We start from the raw sequence: 15,759 nt of genomic DNA on the forward strand, positions 1-15,759 counted from the left end.
GAGAACGGCCACAGGCACTGCAGAAAACAAGGCAATCGCGCATACTCGGCCCTCTGACATTTCAGGTCGCCAAGGCAGGAAGTCGGCCCAGGCCAACTCCCGCCTCACCAGCCGCACTCACGGATCTCACCTTGTCCACCCCCGTCACCTCTACAGAGCCTCAGGTCTCCACCACCCCACCATTGCGCGACCCCGCTTTTGTCAATTTCGTGCTGGCACGCATGCTTGCCATGTTTGCCCAGCAGATGCAGGCCGTGGTGGTGGCATGGCAGGTGTACGACATCACGCGTGAGCCGCTGTCTCTGGCCTATGTCGGCCTGGCGCAGTTCCTGCCCATGGCTGGTCTGCTGATTCCCGCTGGCGATCTCAGCGACCGCATGAGCCGCAAGCGGCTGCTCGGCATCAGCTGGCTGGTGGCCGCAGTCTGCTCAGGCCTGCTCTGGTTGCTGGCCGAGAGCGGCGCGCACAATGTGCACTGGATTTACGCCGTGCTGGTGCTGTTTGGCTGCAGCCGGGCCTTCAGCGGACCGGCGCTGCAAAGCCTGCTGCCGCAGATCGTAGCCCGCGAGCGACTGGCCCAGGCCCTTGCCACCAACAGCATGCTGATGCGTATCTCGGCGATTGCCGCTCCCGTGCTGGGCGGCCTGCTGTATGCGCTTGGCGGCGGCGTGCTGACCTATGCGGTCTGCGGCGTTGCCCTGCTTCTAGGCGCAGGCCTGCTGAGCCAGGTCCCCGTGCACTTTGCCAGCCCCAGGATCGTCACTGACGTGCCAACAACCATGTGGCAACGCTTTTCCGAAGGCCTGCATTTCATGCGTACCCGCCCCATCATCCTTGGCACCATCTCGCTCGATCTGTTTGCTGTGCTGCTGGGCGGCGTTGTGGCCCTGCTGCCCGTCTATGCGCATGAAGTACTTCAGGTAGGTCCGCAAGGACTGGGCCTGCTGCGCTCCTCCATGGCTGCGGGTGAGGTCTGCATGGGCCTGTGGCTGGCATCGCGCCCCATCAACCGCCGCGTGGGCAAGGTGATGTTTGCCGCCGTAGCAGTGTTCGGACTGGCCAATCTGGTGTTTGCGCTCTCGCACTGGTTTGTACTGTCCATGCTGGCACTGGCCGTGGCCGGCGCGGCCGATATGGTCAGTGTCTATATTCGCGGCGCATTGGTGCAGTTTTCCACGCCCGACCATATGCGCGGCCGCGTGAATGCCGTGAACATGCTGTTCATCGGCTCCTCCAACGAGCTGGGCGAGTTCCGCGCAGGCAGCAGCGCGTCCTGGTTTGGCGCAGTTCCCGCCGCCATTCTGGGCAGCCTGTGCACCCTGGGCGTGGTGGGCGGCTGGATGACGCTGTTCAAACCTCTGCGCGATGTGGACAGGCTCGAAGATGCAGCGCGCGTGAGCGGCCTCGAGCCCCCGCAACCACTTGCAAATCAATAGCTGCCAACCATCGGTCAATTGGCGCTACAACCCGTTTCGACACAAAAAAGCCTCGCAGACTCTGCGAGGCTTTTTTCCTGATCGCGGCGGCTAATTTACAGCAGCTCGGCACGCAGTTGTTCGGCGCTCTTGGGCGACAGCAGGCCGGGGGCCACGTCAAACACGGTCTTGCAGCCATGTTGGCCGGCCTGGGCCAGGCGATGCACGGCGCGGGCATAGGCCACAAGCACGCTGGAAGTGAACTCGGGGTTGCTGTCCAGCTGCAGACGGTATTCGATGACCTGCTTGTTCTCGGCACTGGTGTTGCCGCTGCGGATCACAAAGCCGCCATGGGGCATGCAAGAGTGATCGCGGGCCAGCTCTTCGGCACTGATGAAGTGGACCGTAGTGTCGTACTGGTCGAAGTAGTGAGGCATTTCCACAATGGTCTTGCGCACGGCTTCGGCGTCGGCGCCATCCTTGAGCACCACATGGCATTCACGCTGGTGCTTCTCGCGAGTGGACAGCTCGGGGCGCACGCCGCAGCGCACCTTGTTGATGGCCTCTTCCACAGGGATGGTGTACTGCACGCCGCCGGCCACGCCTTCGACGCGGCGGATGGCGTCGGAATGCCCCTGGCTCAGGCCCTTGCCCCAGAAGGTGTAGGTAGCGCCGTCAGGCAGCAGGGCTTCACCCAGCACACGGTTGATGGAGAACATGCCCGGGTCCCAGCCGGCCGAGATCAGCGCCGTGCACTGCCCCCCCTGAGCGGCCTTGTCCACATTGGCAAAGTGTTCAGGGATGCGGGCATGGGTGTCAAAGCTGTCGACCAGATTGAAATGGGCCGCCAGTTCGGGCGCCTGCCTGGGCAAATCGTCCTTGGAGCCGCCGCAGAGAATCAGCACATCGACCTGGCCTTTGTGCGACAGCAAGGCCTCCATGGAGTACACCGGCGTGCCTGCATTCAGGGGCTGGAGCTGGGAAGGGTCGCGACGGGTGTAAATCCCCTTGAGCTGCATATCAGGGTTCCTGGCGACAGCAGCTTCCACGCCGCGGCCCAGATTGCCGTAACCGACGATTGCAACGCGGATAGGGGATGGAGTCGATGCCATGACGAGCAATTCCTTCAAACAAAACAAAACTTCAATTATTGTCCTTTGATGCACCAACTTGGGGCTGAAACTGCAGCAATCTCAGTCCGATGTGTGTGAACGCCCACGCCATGAATGCCGCAAACCGTCGCCGATCAGCAGGCCCACGGCGGCAAAGATCAGCGCATAGCTCAGTTGCTGCTGTGGCTCCATGCTCTCGCCCAGCAGCCAGGCCACCACGACCAGCAAGACCGGCTCCACATAGGAAAGCAGTCCGAACAGCCCCAGTGGCAGCCAGCGACTGGCAATCATGTACAGCGCCAGCGCCACGGCGCTGACGATGCCCAGCAAGGGCAGCAGGGCCCAAAGCGAGGGATGGCCCGCCAGCAGCGGCCAACTGCCGGGCACGCGCAGCGTGAAGCCGACGGCCACCGGCACCAACAGGGCCATGTCGATCCAGTGGCCTGCCAGGGTATCGGTCTGCAGCCACCGGCGCAGCAAGAAATACACCGTGTAACCCAGCGCCACCACCCAGGTCTCCCAGGACATGCCGCCCGCCTGCCAGAACTCGTGTGCCACGCCCGCCGCCGCCACCAGCGCGGCCAGGCCCTGGCCGGGCGTCAGGCGCTCGGCAAACAGCACACGCCCGGCCACGACCATCACCAGCGGCAGCAGAAAATAGCCCAGCGACACCGGCAACGCGCGCCCGTTCATCGGTGCCCACATGAAGATCCACAGCTGCACACCCAGCAACGCCGAGCTCAGCACCAGCAGCAGTCCAAACCGGGGCTGGGCCAAGGCTCGCGCCAGCAAGACGCGTACCGCCGCCACCTCCTTGAGAGCGAACAGCAGGGCCGTAGTGAAGGGCAAGGTCACCAGCACGCGCCAGCCAAAGATCTGCTCGCCATCGAGCGGGGCGAGAAAAGGCGAGAGGTAATACAGCGAAGCGAACAGCACGGACGCCAGTACCGAAACCACCACGCCCTTGAACATCACAGACACAAGATCAAGCCTCCAAATGGCTGCCGGCATTGAGCCATCATGCGCGGCACCTATTCCCAAAAAATGAGCCACCATCGAGCGGCCCGCACCGATTCTCGGTCACGGCGCGGCCTGTCAGCAGGCAGGCCCTGGTCAGCAAAGCTTTGCACTGTGCGCTAGAGTGCGGCTCGCCCTGTATTGCCTGTCCTCCTCATGCCCGACACCGCCCCGCCCGCCTGCTCTGCCAATCCCCTTTTGCATATCCTCTGGCAGGACGAGAACCTGGTCGCCGTCTACAAACCCGCCGGCTGGCTGGTGCATCGCACAGGGCTGGATGCGCACGAGACGCGCTTTGTCATGCAGACGCTGCGCGACCAGCTGGGTCGCCATGTCTGGCCCGTGCACCGGCTGGACAAGGGCACTTGCGGCGTGCTGCTCATGGCACTGAACAAGCAAGCGGCCCAGGCCCTGGCGGCGAGCTTTGCAGCCCATGAAACCCGCAAGGAATATCGGGCCCTGGTGCGCGGCTGGTTGCCCGAAATAGTGGAAGTCGATCACCCCCTCAAGCCCGACGATGCACCCGAGGATGCCCCGGTGCAGGAGGCGCACACGCGCTTGCGCTGCCTGGCACGCCTGTCCTGGCCCGAAAGCTATGACGGTCGGCACCCCGAGACCCGCATCAGCCTGGTCGAAGCCCTGCCCATCACGGGCCGCAGACACCAGATCCGCCGTCACCTCAAGCATGTGGCCCACCCCATCATCGGCGACGCCACCCACGGCAAAGGTCCGCTGAACCGCTGGTGGGCCGAGCGCCTGGGTCAGCAACGGCTGTGGCTGCATGCCAGGGCACTGGAGATCGCTCACCCCGTGAGCGGCCAGCCACTGCGCTTCGAGGCCGACTGGTCCACCCTGCCCCAGGTACAGGAAGCACAGGACTGGCAAACGCTGCTGGCCCTGCCGGGCTGGCAGTCCACCCCATAAAAATAGCTGAAAGTCCTTTTATATAAAGAGCTGACAGCTATTATTTTTGCTATTACGCAGACTTGGGCGTGGCGCGAATCCACTTGCCCTCTTCGTCGAACTGCAGGCTGGGTGCGGCCAGGAAATCGTACTGCGCTTCGGGGTCGGCCTTGAGCTCGCCCTGCAGCAACTCCACCAGACGCTCGTTGCCCATCTTGAAGCCACAGGCCTGGGCGTGACCGCCGCCTCCAAAGCTCTCGGCCAGAGGAATGCAGTTGAACTCCGAGCGCGAGCGCAGGCCCACCTTGGTGCCCTTGTGATTGGCATGCCACATCAGAGCAAAGCTGCCGCTCTGGCGTGCCAGCAAATCACCCACCTGGCTGTGGAACATGCCCGGGCAGTTGACCATCAGGCCCTGCCTGCCGTTGAAGACCAGCACCTGGGCGCCGTCGGCAATATCGGCACAAAGCTTCTGGAATTTCTCGTCCATGGCGCCGCCACGGGCCATGTAGACGGTTTCCTGCTCGGGCGTGAAGGCCGCAATCTCGGCCCAGCGCTCAAAGCTGCGCACGGGCTCCATATCCAGAGCCGCGAGAAACGCCGCGCTTTCGGGGAATTCCCATTTCCAGATATCGCGGTCCTCGATGTAGCGAATCAGACCGGGCACGGGCTTGTCGGCCTGGAAAAACTCCCAGGCCAGACGCGCGCCGGACTTGCTCATATCGAAATGCACCACGCCGCATTGGCATTGGTAGCCGCTGAGTTTCTCGGCCGCGCTCTTGTGATGGTCCAGCACCACGAGCTTGGCCACACGCGACTCGATCTCGGCCATCAGCGTGGGCTCGAAGGCGAAGTCCAGGACATAGACGGCGCGACCGGCCAGCTCGCCCAGGTCGTCGGCCGTCTGAATCTCGCCGTGATCCAGACCGCGAAACTCGGCCTGACCTTCATAGAACAGCCAGGCCGCCAGCGCCGCGCCGAAGCCGTCGGGGCAGCGACGGCCATGGTAGAGGATGAGCGGGTTGGGATCGTTGCGATCGGGGCGCACCAGCAACTGCTGGAACAGGGAAATTTTGGCGTTCTGTGCGGTCATAGCCCGGCATTTTCGCCGTTTGCGCCGAAACGAGGCGACGCACGGGGCATTGCGGGTTCACGGCTGACTGCATCCAGCAGATATTTCGCCCTGCCAGACACGGCCAGCAGGGCTCATCCGACCGCCCGCAAAAGGACTCATGTCTGGTAAGTCACCGCTTGCTTTTCCCTTGGTTAGCACAAGCGCTGAAATCCCTGATTTCGGTATCTACCTAAGCCCCCACTCTTCGCATACGCCTATGATGGGGGTCTTGCTATTGAAATGCTGCGGTCACCGGCAGGCCCGCAACGCTTGCCTGCCACGACAGTTACAGCGCTGGGTGCTCCGCGGCCCCTGTATGCGATCTACACCCGATATCACTCCTCACCTCGGTACGCTGCTCAGTTTTCGCCGCGACCTGCACGCCAATCCTGAGCTCAAATACGAAGAGCACCGCACCAGCGACAAGGTCGCCGCATACCTCACGGCCCTGGGCCTGACCGTGCATCGTGGGCTGGGCCAGACTGGCGTTGTCGCCAGCATCTACGGCAAGGGCCGCAGCAAGGACAACCCCGGCCGCAGCATCGGCATCCGCGCCGACATGGATGCCCTGCCGGTCACGGAAATCAACACCTTCGGGCACATCAGCCAAAACAAGGGCCGCATGCATGCCTGCGGCCACGACGGCCACACCACCATGCTGCTGGGCGCTGCCACCACCTTGGCTCAGCAGCCCGACTTTGACGGCACCGTACACCTGATCTTCCAGCCAGCCGAAGAAGGCGGCGCTGGCGCCAAGGCCATGATGGACGATGGCCTGTTCGACAAATTCCCCTGCGAAGCCGTGTTTGCGCTGCACAACTGGCCATCGCTGCCGGCAGGTCAAATGGCGGTGCGCGTTGGCCCCATCATGGCCTCCACCCTGCGCTTTCAGATCAGAGTCCACGGCAAGGGCGGCCATGCGGCCATGCCCCACACCACGCTGGACCCGATTCCCGTGGCCTGCGCCATCGTCAGCCAGTTGCAGACCCTGGTCTCGCGCAGCACCGATCCGCTGGACTCGGCAGTGCTCACTGTGGGCAAGATCACCAGCGGCACGGTGGAAAACATCATTCCCGATGACGCCATCATCGCCGGCACCGTGCGTACCCTGAAGAAGGAAACGCGCGAGATGTTTGTTGAAGGACTCAAGCGCATCAGCAGCCATGTGGCAGCCGCCCATCTGTGCACGGCAGAGTTCACGCTGCGCCCCGGCGCCTACCCCAACACCACCAACCACGCCCGCGAAGCCAAGTTCATGGCCGCCGTGATGCGTGAAGTGGTCGGCAATGACAACGCCTTTGACGATGTGCTGCCTGCCATGACCTCCGAAGACTTCGGCTTCATGCTGGAGGCCGTCCCCGGCGCCTATGGCTGGATTGGCAATGCCAAGGGCGACCAGCCCGGCGTGAGCCTGCACAATCCGGCCTACGACTTCAACGATGACAACATCGGTCGCGGCTCCAGGTTCTGGGATCTGCTGGCACGTCGCTATTTTGAGCAGCCTGCCGCCTGACGACTGCCAACAAATACGCTATTCATAGCTGACAGCCCTCAACCAGCAACGGTTGAGGGCTTTTTTCATATCTTGGCGGCGGCATCGGGCTCACCCAATACCTCGACCAGCCAACGCCGCTGCGGCATGGGCATGCCAAGCAGCATGCCCTGCAGCACGATATCCGGATTCCACTGCGTCAACTGCAGCGCCTGTTCGGACAGCTCCACGCCTTCGGCCACCACGCGCAGTTGCAAGCGGCGCGCCACCAGCAACATGGCTTCCACCAGAGCCGCATCTTTTTCGGAACGATGACTGCCGCTGACAAAGCTTCTGTCGATCTTGAGTTCCTGAATCGGCAGATGCTGCAGGCTGTACATGCTGGAATAGCCGGTCCCGAAGTCATCGAGAGAAATCTCTATGCCCAGGCCGCGCAGTGCCAGCATGCGCCGACGCGCCTGATCCAGATCCCGCAGCAAGGTGCCTTCGGTGATCTCCAGTGTCAGCTGGCGCGAATTGGCACCGGTTTCCCTCAAAACCTTGTCCAGCGTGGCCATGAAGTCGTCATGCGCAAATTGCTGGGCGCTGACGTTGACCGACAGACGCAATCCGCGCTCTGCCATGGCCGGTCTGGCCAACAGCATGCAGCCCTGACGCAGCACCCAATCGCCCAGACGCACAATGAGCTCGGACTCCTCGGCCACCGGAATGAACTCTCCCGGGCTGAGCAGCCCCCATTCGGGGTGCTGCCATCGCACCAGTGCCTCGGCACCCACACAGCGACCGCGCGCATCGGTCTGGCTCTGCAGATACAGGCGCAGCTCCCCGCCGGAGATGCCATGGTACAAATCCCTGGCAATGCGCACGCGCCGATACACATCCTGGGCCATGCGCGGCTCAAACAGCACCACACTGCCCGGACCGCCCTGCTTGGCCTCATGCAAGGCCACGCTGGCAAAGCGCAGTACGTCATGGCTGTTGCCGCCTCTGATGGCCGGCTCCAGCACCGCGCCACCTATGCAACAGCTGACAAACTCGGTTTCCACCCAGCTGTTGAGGGAAAACGGCTTTTGCAAGGCCTTCTTCAAGGTCAGCGCGTACTGCTGCAGCTGCTCCTCCACGCCCTGGGCCTGCTTGTGCAGGCTATCGAAGACGATAGCAAACTCCGCAGCCGCGATACGCGCAATCCAGGCATCGTCAGGCAGCACCTCAACCAGTCTGGCCCCTATGGCCTGTACCAACTCGTCGCTGTGCTGCATGCCATGCACATCGTTGAAGACGGAAAAGCGATCTACATCCAGCAGCAGCAAGCCATGGCTGGCATCCTGCCGAACCAGGGCCAGTTCGCGCAGATGCAAGGTCAGCGAATGGCGGTTGGGCAGCCCTGTGAGTGAGTCCAGGTAGACCAGGTCGTGGATACGGCGCTCGGCCAGAACGCGCTCGGAGAGATCGCGCTTGAGCTCCACATAATTGACGACCTCTCCCTGAGGCGTGCGAATCGGTGTCACCAGCACCGACTCCCGCAAGGCCTCACCCTTGCTCGTGCGATTGGTCATCTCGCCACGCCATAGCGTTCCCTTGGCCAGTTGCTTGAGCGCGCGCTGGCGATGACTGCGGTCCATGCCCATGGTGGATACCAGTTCGGTAGACTGGCCGAGCACCTGCTCACGCGCATAGCCGGAGCGCAGCAGAAAGGCCTCGTTGACATAGATGACCTTCAGCTCGGGATCGGTGATGACGATGCTCTCGGGGTTCTGCTCGACCGCCCGATAGAACTTGCGCAACTCGTTCTGGCTGGCCTCCAGTGCGGCCAGCATCTCCTGGCTTTTCTGCACGCGCCGCCCCAGGCTGGCTCTTGCCTGCAAGCAAATGATGAGCACAAGCATCATCATGCCCAGCAAATGCATCATCGCCAGCGTTTGTTCGGCTGCCGACAAAGCCGCAAATGGCGTGCCGATATGCGGCGCCAGCCACCATAGAGCGGCAACAACGACGGAAGACAGCCCCAGCATCGTCAGGGCGGCACGCGTGCCCTGCACCCAGAGCGCAACAGCCAACCAGGCAGGAAATGCCATCACGGCCGGCCCATAGAGCCCTCCCATGTGCCAGACCCAGAGCAAGCTCAACAGCCAGTTGCCCCAGACAAAGCAGGACACGGCCCAGACCCACTGTCTGGCCTTGGCCAGGCCCATGCACAGCAGCGACAACAGCATGATGCCGCCGGACAGCGCCAGATCCCTGTCGTCCATCGCCGGCGTCAGCATCCAGACCAGACTCATCGCAGCGCCCAGGACCCACATCCAGAGACAGCCCAGCCACACCATGCGGCGCATGGGCAACCGGTATCTGGCCTCGACGAAATGACGCTGCATGCAAGCCCTTTGGCATTCAGACTGAATGATGAATGCTAGGGGCAGTTGCCAATTAGTTCAATCGTCTGGCAAGCCAGGTCTTGAAAGCCCAGAGGCACGGCCTGCACGGCTTGAGCGCATGCCTGCCCTGGCCACGCATCGGGTTTGTCGCCAGCAGCTTAACGCTGCTGCTGGCGCCGCGCGCTTCGGCGCGCTTTGGTCTGGGCGTCCTTCCTGGCCTGGCGCTCCGCATCCTTTTGCTGGCCCTCGGCAAGCCAGGCCTCGAATTCGGCCGGAGTCTCCAGCGTGATGCGGCCTATGCTCACATCGCGGAAGTCCGTCAGCACCAGCTCGGCCGCCTTTTGCAGATTCACGCGGCCGCCGCTCATCACGGCACCACGCTTTTTGCCGATCAGCGTCAGCAGCTCGTCATCGTGCAATGCTGCGATCTCCTCGGCCGAGATGCCCAGCTTGTAGCGCGCCTCCAGCATGGGAGCGTAGTGCTTTTGCAGATACAAAAGCAGCTCCAGCGCCACCAGGTCTTCGTCATAGGCATTGCGCCCCACGGCACCGCTGGCCGCCAGGTTGTAGCCGCTTTTCTCCACGATGATGCGCGGCCACAGCATGCCGGGCGTGTCCCAGAGATAGAAGTCGTCGGCCAGCACGATGCGCTGCTCCAGCTTGGTCACACCGGCCTCATTACCGGTCTTGGCCTGGGTCTTGCCGCTCATGGAGTTGATCAGCGTGGACTTGCCCACATTGGGCACGCCGCAGATCAGCACGCGCATGGGCTTGGCCAGACCACCGCGCGAGGGCGCCAGCAACTTGCACTGCTCGATCAGGCGCTTGGTGGGAGCTGGCTCCGAGGCATCCAGCGCAATGGCGCGCGTCTCGCTCTGCGCGTTGTACCAGTCCATCCAGGCCTTGGTCTGTACCGGATCGGCCATATCCTGCTTGTTGAGTATCTTCAGGCGCGGCTTGTGTCCCGTCATCTCCTGCAGCAAGGGGTTGGCACTGGAGCCAGGCAAGCGCGCATCCAGAACCTCGATGACCACATCGATTTCCTTGACGCGCTCCGTGATGGCCTGACGCGTCAGATGCATGTGACCGGGAAACCATTGGATGGCCATAAGCGGAGATCTTTCTTTTTTGCAGGGTGTGAGCACGCAATGGGCGCAAACACCCTTTTATGTCAGTGAATTCAGGCGCGCAAGGATAATCTCCCTCTGCTTTTCTGACCTGTCCGCTCGCTTATGCCCTTGCCCTCCGCCCCCCAAAAGTCCAAAGCCCGCAACGAAGTTCTGATCAAGGGCCTGACGATTGCACTGATCGGCATCATCATCTTGCTGGCCCCTGTGTTCAAGCCTGAAAGCGGAATTGCCCAGCTGTTTGCCCAGTCCCATATCGTGGGCTGGTTTGCTCTGGTTCTGGGTCTGGCCTTCATCGCCCAGTTTCTCTGGGTTCGCTTCAAGAAATGAGCGACACAGCCCTGCTGCAGCCGCTGACCCAGGCGCGCAGCCAGATTGCGCTATGGCAGCAGCGCGCCGCAGCAGCGGCGGTGAAGCTGCGCCAGCCGCCGCCCGAGCCCACGAGTTGCTGCGGGCGCGGCTGCAACGGCTGCGTCTGGGAAGGTTATTACGGTGCGCTGACTTTCTGGCTGGAGGATGCAGCCCAAGTCCTGACTGAGGCCTGAGCGAGACCCGAGACCCGCTACTCGGGATTCATGCCATTTCGGCTTCCAGCGCAGCCAGCCGAGGCACATGGACTTCTTTTTCCATGACATCTACCTCGATATCGGCGATCTCGTTATCCAGCGCTTGATAGTCGATACGGAAGCGCCCCGCCCCTGCCTCCAGCCTTTGCGCCTGATGAAATAGCTCGCGCGCTGCTGCACTGGATTCGGCCACCAGACCCGCATTCTGGCTGGTCATATGGTCCAGTGCCTGCACCGCCTCGCTGATCTGGGCGATACCCTGGTTCTGCGCCTGGGCAGCTTCGGTGATCGACGCGATCAGACCGCTGACCGTGCGCACATCGCGCACGATATGCTCCATGCGCTGGCCGGCCTGCAGCGCCAATGTCTGTCCCGACTTCATCTGCTTGGTGGAATGCTCCATGAGCAGGCGGATCTGCTTGGCCGCTTCGGCGCTGCGCTGGGCCAGCTCGCGCACCTCGGCCGCCACCACGGCAAAGCCACGGCCCTGAGTGCCTGCCCGCGCCGCTTCCACGGCGGCATTCAGCGCCAGGATATTGGTCTGGAAGGCAATGCCGTCAATCACCCCCACAATGGCCGCCACCTGCTGGCTGCTTTGCGCCATGTGTTCCATATTGCGCACCACCTCCTGCACCACACTGCCGCCGCTGGCCGCCGCCTCGGCGGCACTGCGCGCGCTCTGGTCGGCATGGCGCGCACTGTCGGCCGAATGGGTGACCAGGGTGACCATATTTTCTATGCTGCTGACCGTGGCCTTGAGCTGCTCTGCCGCATGGGCTGTGCGATCGGAGAGATCGCTGTTGTCCTGCGCCATCTGGCTGGATGCGGCGGCCACGGCCTCCACTCCGCCCTGCACCTCGCCCACCAGGCCGCGCAGCTGACGCGTCATCAGCGCCAGCGACTGCATGAGCCGCCCCAGCTCGTCGCTGCGCCGCGTCGCCGGCGGTGCATAGCTGAGATCGCCCGCCGCAATGGTCTGCGCCAGTTGCACGGCCTCGCTCAAGGGCGTGGTGATGGAGCGAATCGTCGCCAGCGACAGCAATGCCCCCACCAGACCCATGAACAGGCCCACACCCATGGCCATGCGCTTGGCGATGGCGGTTTGCTCGCGGCCATGCTGCTCGGCCTCCAGGCGCTGCTGCTGCTGGGCCTCGATAAAGGCATCCTGGGCCTGGACATAGCGCCTGGAAGCGGGGATCAGTTGTTCGTCCACAAGCTTCTGCGCCTCCCAGGCCTTGCCCAGATCACGCGCCTGATAGGCCTGCTCGTAGATATCGAGCACTGCCTTGCGTTCCTGCTCCACCCTGGCCAGGCCGCTGCGATCGACTTCGCTTTGCGCATCGGCCTGCACCTGTTGCTGCAGACCACCGGCCTGTTGCATCAGCCCACGCGCTTTCTGCGAGAGCTGAGCAATCAGATGCTCTTCCGAGGAGAGCACGCTGGCCAGCGCAGCCTCCACGCTCTGCAGCGTCAGCGCCTGCCAGCGCAGCGCAAGATTGATGCGCTTGTCCGTGGCCTGAACAGCAGCGCTGACCCGCTGCTCCACATTCTGCAGATAGCTGAACAAGCCGCCTGCCACCAGCACATTGCACAGCAACAGCCCCAGGAACAAGGCCCACATCTTGCGAGCCACTGAAAGATTCTGGAATTTCTTCAACAACATGAGCACACCGCCGATCAAGCGCGGAGCGCAGCACTCCGCTGATGGTTACGATATGAAACACAGATGACAAGGCTATGACATCGCGACCTGCTCAAAAAGAAAAAGCGCTTGCAGCCCAAAGGCCACAAGCGCTTTCAGCTATCGAATTCAGAGAATCAGCGCAGGCTGGCCGGGTCCATATAGCGCTGGCGCCATTCTTCGAACGTCATGGTGTCGGCAGCCTCGATGGCTTGCTGCGCAGTCACCGACTGCTGGCTCATCTGCTCGTAGCGCGCCTGCTGCTCGGCCGTCCAGGGCATGGCCAGCAAGGCATCGCGGGCCTTGGCGGACTGCATGGTCATGAAGTCGATGAAACGATTGTCATAGGCGTCGGTGAGCTCCTTGAGCACATGGGCCGAGGGCGTGGACTGCGCATCCTGCACGCGGGCCAGAGCCTGATCCAGCGCAGCGCTGTAGTCGCTTGTGCCGTGAGCGGCGTCCAATGCCTGGGCATACGGGCGGCACTGCTCCAGCACATCCTGCGCCCAGTCGGTCAGCAGCACCTGCTGGCCGTTGCGCACCAGCTTCAGGCCCGGCTCGCGGCCCTGCTCTGCGGCCAGATGCTGGTTGTGCTTGAGGTCGGCAATTTCCTGAGGCGTGTCATCGGGGCTATCGCTGTGCAGGCAGTGCAGCAGGAAGACGTCGATCATGCGCATGGTGGCTGCGGCAATGCCCACGGTTTCATAGGGATCGATGTCCATGAGCCGCACTTCCACATACTCCACACCGCGTTCGCGCAGCGCGTGAAGCGGGCGCTCACCGCTCTTGACGGTGCGCTTGGGGCGGATGGTGCCGTAGAACTCGTTCTCGATCTGCAGCAGGCCCGTGCCCAGCTGGTTGTAGTCGCCACCGGGGTTCCTCACGCCCAGTTGCTCGTAGGCCGGGTAAGGACGGGTCAGCGCCTCATGCAGCGAGTCCGCATAGCCGTCGAGTCCGTTGTAGCTGACATTGATGCTGGACTGCGCATCGCTCTGATAGCCCAGGCGTCCCATGCGCAACGATGTGGCATAGGGCAGGTACAGCGCATGCCTGCCCTCTCCCAGCGGTTGCAGGCGATGCTCACGCCCTTCCACAAAGCAGGGACACAGCGCGGGAGAAGCGCCATACAGATACAGCAGCACAAAGGCGTTGCGGCGGAAGTTACGGATCAGCGCAAAGTACTGGTCACTGCTCACTCCGGGCAGCGACCAGTTGTAATGAATCCCCGAGATGGTCTGCATGCGGCGGCCATAGCGGTGGCCCAGACCCATGCGGTACACACTCTTGGAACGGCCCGAGTGCGAACTGCCATAGCGGCCCAACGGAATCGTCTCGTCCGTGGGCAGGCGGCAGGGCATGCTGGAGTTCCACATCAGCTCGCCGCTTTCGCTGAGGTTGCGCAGCACGAACTGATGGACTTCGGTCAGCTCGTCCAGGCATTCCTCCACCCCCAGGCGCGCGCCGGTGATGAGTTCCAGCTGGGACTCGCTGTAATCGGTGGTGATGTGTGGGTGCGTGAGAGCCGAGCCCAGTTCCGCCGGGTGCGGCGTCAGGGCCAGCGAGCCTGTAGCCAATGCCCGCAGCCCCTCTTTCTCGATGCCGCGACGAATGCCCAGCAGCCTCTCGGCAGTGGGCATATTCACGGCGGCCTGCGATGTCTTCATTGTTCTTACCTTCTTAGTGAAGACGCTGACGACAAACTTCGTCTGCCCAATCGCGCCCAGACGGCGAATGATAGAGAAACAAGACGCAACGCGATGGCGGCTGGCCGCTTAACCACGTTTTTCGGCCTGTTGTGCTGCTAAGAGCCAGGACCTCTACCGGAAATTTGTCAGGTTAACCGCAACCCAGACATGAGCACATGCTCACTCCAGAACAGAAAAAGCCCTCGCGAGAGGGCTTTTTTCAGCTGTGCTAATCGCAACCGCTAGCAGCTCTTGCCGCTCGTACAGGGCAAAAAATGCGGCGACTTTGGCCTTGATCAATGTCCATGCGCTTTCATGGCCTTGCCCACTTCCATCTGTCCCTGGACGGCGCCGCTGGCCGGCACCTGCTGGCCCTCGCTGGCCGTGACTTCGGCCAGGCGCGCGGCCAGCTCCTCGGGGACGGTCTCGCCCATGCCCAGATAGATACCCTCGGTCATGGTGATGTGCGCCGCCTCGAAACCGCCGGCGCCGGCACAGACAATGGTGCGCGTGGGCGCGCTCTCGTGCGCCAGCACCAGCATGGCAGGCACCACGGCCTCCGGCTTCAGGGCCTCCAGCACCGGCTCGGGCAGCAGGCCCTCCGTCATGCGTGTGGCTGCCGTGGGGGCCAGCGCATTGACCCGGATATTGTGTTTGGCCCCTTCGATGGCCAGCGTCTGCATCAGGCCCACCTGGGCCAGCTTTGCCGCGCCATAGTTGGCCTGGCCGAAATTTCCATAGAGGCCCGTGGACGAGGTCGTCATCACGATGCGACCATAGTTTTGCTCCTGCATATAGGGCCAGACGGCCTTGCAGCAGTTGGCAGCGCCCATCAGGTGCACGTCGACGACCAGGCGGAAGTCCGCCATGTCCATCTTGGCAAAGCTCTTGTCGCGCAGAATGCCGGCGTTGTTGACCAGAATGTCCACGCGCCCCCAGGCCGTGATGGCTTGCTTGACCATGGCCTGCACGGCGTCGAAGTCGGTCACGGAGGCCGCGTTGGCAATCGCCTCGCCGCCCGCCGCACGGATTTCATCCACCACCTGCTGCGCCGCCGTGGCCGAGCCGCCCGAGCCGTCCACCGCGCCACCCAGATCGTTGACCACCACCTTGGCGCCGCGCCTGGCCAGCGCCAGTGCATGCAGACGCCCCAGACCGCCGCCCGCCCCCGTCACGATGGCCACACGACCTTGAAAATCCATTGCCATGATGTCTTGCTCCTTGCTTGTGCATTGATGCGGCCACTTTAAGCGCCCATGCTGCAGCGCAACGTAG

The 15,759-nt window shown here is 62.9% G+C and carries 13 protein-coding genes; 5 read left to right on the top strand and 8 right to left on the bottom strand.

Annotated features, from left to right (window positions below):
* Window positions 1-131 precede the first annotated feature (131 nt).
* Complete coding sequence (locus tag AC1RTQ_RS15790; protein WP_492877071.1) at window positions 132-1,436, top strand: MFS transporter; 1,305 nt, start codon at window positions 132-134, stop codon at window positions 1,434-1,436.
* A gap of 95 nt (window positions 1,437-1,531) precedes the next feature.
* Here the strand turns inward: AC1RTQ_RS15790 and AC1RTQ_RS15795 are convergent, their stop codons facing one another.
* Window positions 1,532-2,527, bottom strand: a complete 996-nt coding sequence (locus AC1RTQ_RS15795; protein ID WP_492877073.1) for a diaminopimelate dehydrogenase — start codon at window positions 2,525-2,527, stop codon at window positions 1,532-1,534.
* A gap of 81 nt (window positions 2,528-2,608) precedes the next feature.
* A complete protein-coding gene (rarD, locus tag AC1RTQ_RS15800) occupies window positions 2,609-3,499 on the bottom strand; it encodes an EamA family transporter RarD (RefSeq protein WP_492877135.1) in 891 nt (296 codons plus the stop codon).
* A gap of 201 nt (window positions 3,500-3,700) precedes the next feature.
* Between rarD and AC1RTQ_RS15805 the strand changes: the two genes are divergently transcribed.
* Window positions 3,701-4,468 carry a pseudouridine synthase gene (locus AC1RTQ_RS15805; RefSeq protein WP_492877075.1) on the top strand — a complete coding sequence of 256 codons (768 nt, stop codon included), beginning with the start codon at window positions 3,701-3,703 and terminating at the stop codon, window positions 4,466-4,468.
* Between the two features lie 52 nt (window positions 4,469-4,520).
* On the opposite strand, the gene AC1RTQ_RS15810 is transcribed toward AC1RTQ_RS15805, so the two are convergent.
* Window positions 4,521-5,540, bottom strand: a complete 1,020-nt coding sequence (locus AC1RTQ_RS15810) for a DHH family phosphoesterase (RefSeq protein ID WP_492877077.1) — start codon at window positions 5,538-5,540, stop codon at window positions 4,521-4,523.
* A gap of 337 nt (window positions 5,541-5,877) precedes the next feature.
* Here AC1RTQ_RS15810 and AC1RTQ_RS15815 point away from each other — a divergent pair, with 337 nt between their 5' ends.
* Entirely contained in the window at window positions 5,878-7,074 is a 1,197-nt protein-coding gene (locus AC1RTQ_RS15815; protein ID WP_492877079.1) for a M20 aminoacylase family protein, read from the top strand.
* Between the two features lie 65 nt (window positions 7,075-7,139).
* Here AC1RTQ_RS15815 and AC1RTQ_RS15820 read toward each other — a convergent pair whose 3' ends face one another.
* Complete coding sequence (locus tag AC1RTQ_RS15820; protein WP_492877081.1) at window positions 7,140-9,425, bottom strand: putative bifunctional diguanylate cyclase/phosphodiesterase; 2,286 nt, start codon at window positions 9,423-9,425, stop codon at window positions 7,140-7,142.
* Window positions 9,426-9,583: 158 nt separating this feature from the next.
* Window positions 9,584-10,534 carry a ribosome biogenesis GTPase YlqF gene (ylqF, locus tag AC1RTQ_RS15825; protein ID WP_302089836.1) on the bottom strand — a complete coding sequence of 317 codons (951 nt, stop codon included), beginning with the start codon at window positions 10,532-10,534 and terminating at the stop codon, window positions 9,584-9,586.
* A 123-nt stretch (window positions 10,535-10,657) separates the two neighbouring features.
* Between ylqF and AC1RTQ_RS15830 the strand changes: the two genes are divergently transcribed.
* Both AC1RTQ_RS15830 and AC1RTQ_RS15835 read left to right on the top strand, forming a co-directional pair.
* Entirely contained in the window at window positions 10,658-10,882 is a 225-nt protein-coding gene (locus tag AC1RTQ_RS15830) for a hypothetical protein (RefSeq protein ID WP_182283576.1), read from the top strand.
* Window positions 10,879-11,097, top strand: a complete 219-nt coding sequence (locus tag AC1RTQ_RS15835) for an oxidoreductase-like domain-containing protein (protein ID WP_080995980.1) — start codon at window positions 10,879-10,881, stop codon at window positions 11,095-11,097. Before AC1RTQ_RS15830 ends, AC1RTQ_RS15835 begins: the two co-directional genes overlap by 4 nt.
* Window positions 11,098-11,125: 28 nt before the next feature.
* Here AC1RTQ_RS15835 and AC1RTQ_RS15840 read toward each other — a convergent pair whose 3' ends face one another.
* The 3 genes from AC1RTQ_RS15840 to AC1RTQ_RS15850 all read right to left on the bottom strand — a co-directional run bounded on the left by AC1RTQ_RS15840 (window position 11,126) and on the right by AC1RTQ_RS15850 (window position 15,692).
* Window positions 11,126-12,781 carry a methyl-accepting chemotaxis protein gene (locus AC1RTQ_RS15840; protein ID WP_492877084.1) on the bottom strand — a complete coding sequence of 552 codons (1,656 nt, stop codon included), beginning with the start codon at window positions 12,779-12,781 and terminating at the stop codon, window positions 11,126-11,128.
* A gap of 155 nt (window positions 12,782-12,936) precedes the next feature.
* A complete protein-coding gene (gene gshA / locus AC1RTQ_RS15845) occupies window positions 12,937-14,463 on the bottom strand; it encodes a glutamate--cysteine ligase (protein WP_492877086.1) in 1,527 nt (508 codons plus the stop codon).
* A 317-nt stretch (window positions 14,464-14,780) separates the two neighbouring features.
* Window positions 14,781-15,692: an SDR family oxidoreductase gene (locus AC1RTQ_RS15850; protein ID WP_492877088.1), complete on the bottom strand. Its 912-nt coding sequence runs from the start codon at window positions 15,690-15,692 to the stop codon at window positions 14,781-14,783.
* Window positions 15,693-15,759: the final 67 nt, after the last annotated feature.

It is taken from the genome of Comamonas sp. GW821-FHT11H03 (assembly GCF_058807955.1).

What these genes read in the sequence shown, in the direction of transcription:
- AC1RTQ_RS15820 (WP_492877081.1), bottom strand. Translation starts at nt 9,425, where the DNA reads ATGCAGCGTCATTTCGTCGAGGCCAGATACCGGTTGCCCATGCGCCGC.
- AC1RTQ_RS15840 (WP_492877084.1), bottom strand. Translation starts at nt 12,781, where the DNA reads ATGTTGTTGAAGAAATTCCAGAATCTTTCAGTGGCTCGCAAGATGTGG.
- AC1RTQ_RS15810 (WP_492877077.1), bottom strand. Translation starts at nt 5,540, where the DNA reads ATGACCGCACAGAACGCCAAAATTTCCCTGTTCCAGCAGTTGCTGGTG.
- AC1RTQ_RS15815 (WP_492877079.1), top strand. Translation starts at nt 5,878, where the DNA reads ATGCGATCTACACCCGATATCACTCCTCACCTCGGTACGCTGCTCAGT.
- AC1RTQ_RS15795 (WP_492877073.1), bottom strand. Translation starts at nt 2,527, where the DNA reads ATGGCATCGACTCCATCCCCTATCCGCGTTGCAATCGTCGGTTACGGC.
- AC1RTQ_RS15835 (WP_080995980.1), top strand. Translation starts at nt 10,879, where the DNA reads ATGAGCGACACAGCCCTGCTGCAGCCGCTGACCCAGGCGCGCAGCCAG.
- AC1RTQ_RS15830 (WP_182283576.1), top strand. Translation starts at nt 10,658, where the DNA reads ATGCCCTTGCCCTCCGCCCCCCAAAAGTCCAAAGCCCGCAACGAAGTT.
- AC1RTQ_RS15850 (WP_492877088.1), bottom strand. Translation starts at nt 15,692, where the DNA reads ATGGCAATGGATTTTCAAGGTCGTGTGGCCATCGTGACGGGGGCGGGC.
- gshA (WP_492877086.1), bottom strand. Translation starts at nt 14,463, where the DNA reads ATGAAGACATCGCAGGCCGCCGTGAATATGCCCACTGCCGAGAGGCTG.
- ylqF (WP_302089836.1), bottom strand. Translation starts at nt 10,534, where the DNA reads ATGGCCATCCAATGGTTTCCCGGTCACATGCATCTGACGCGTCAGGCC.
- rarD (WP_492877135.1), bottom strand. Translation starts at nt 3,499, where the DNA reads ATGTTCAAGGGCGTGGTGGTTTCGGTACTGGCGTCCGTGCTGTTCGCT.
- AC1RTQ_RS15805 (WP_492877075.1), top strand. Translation starts at nt 3,701, where the DNA reads ATGCCCGACACCGCCCCGCCCGCCTGCTCTGCCAATCCCCTTTTGCAT.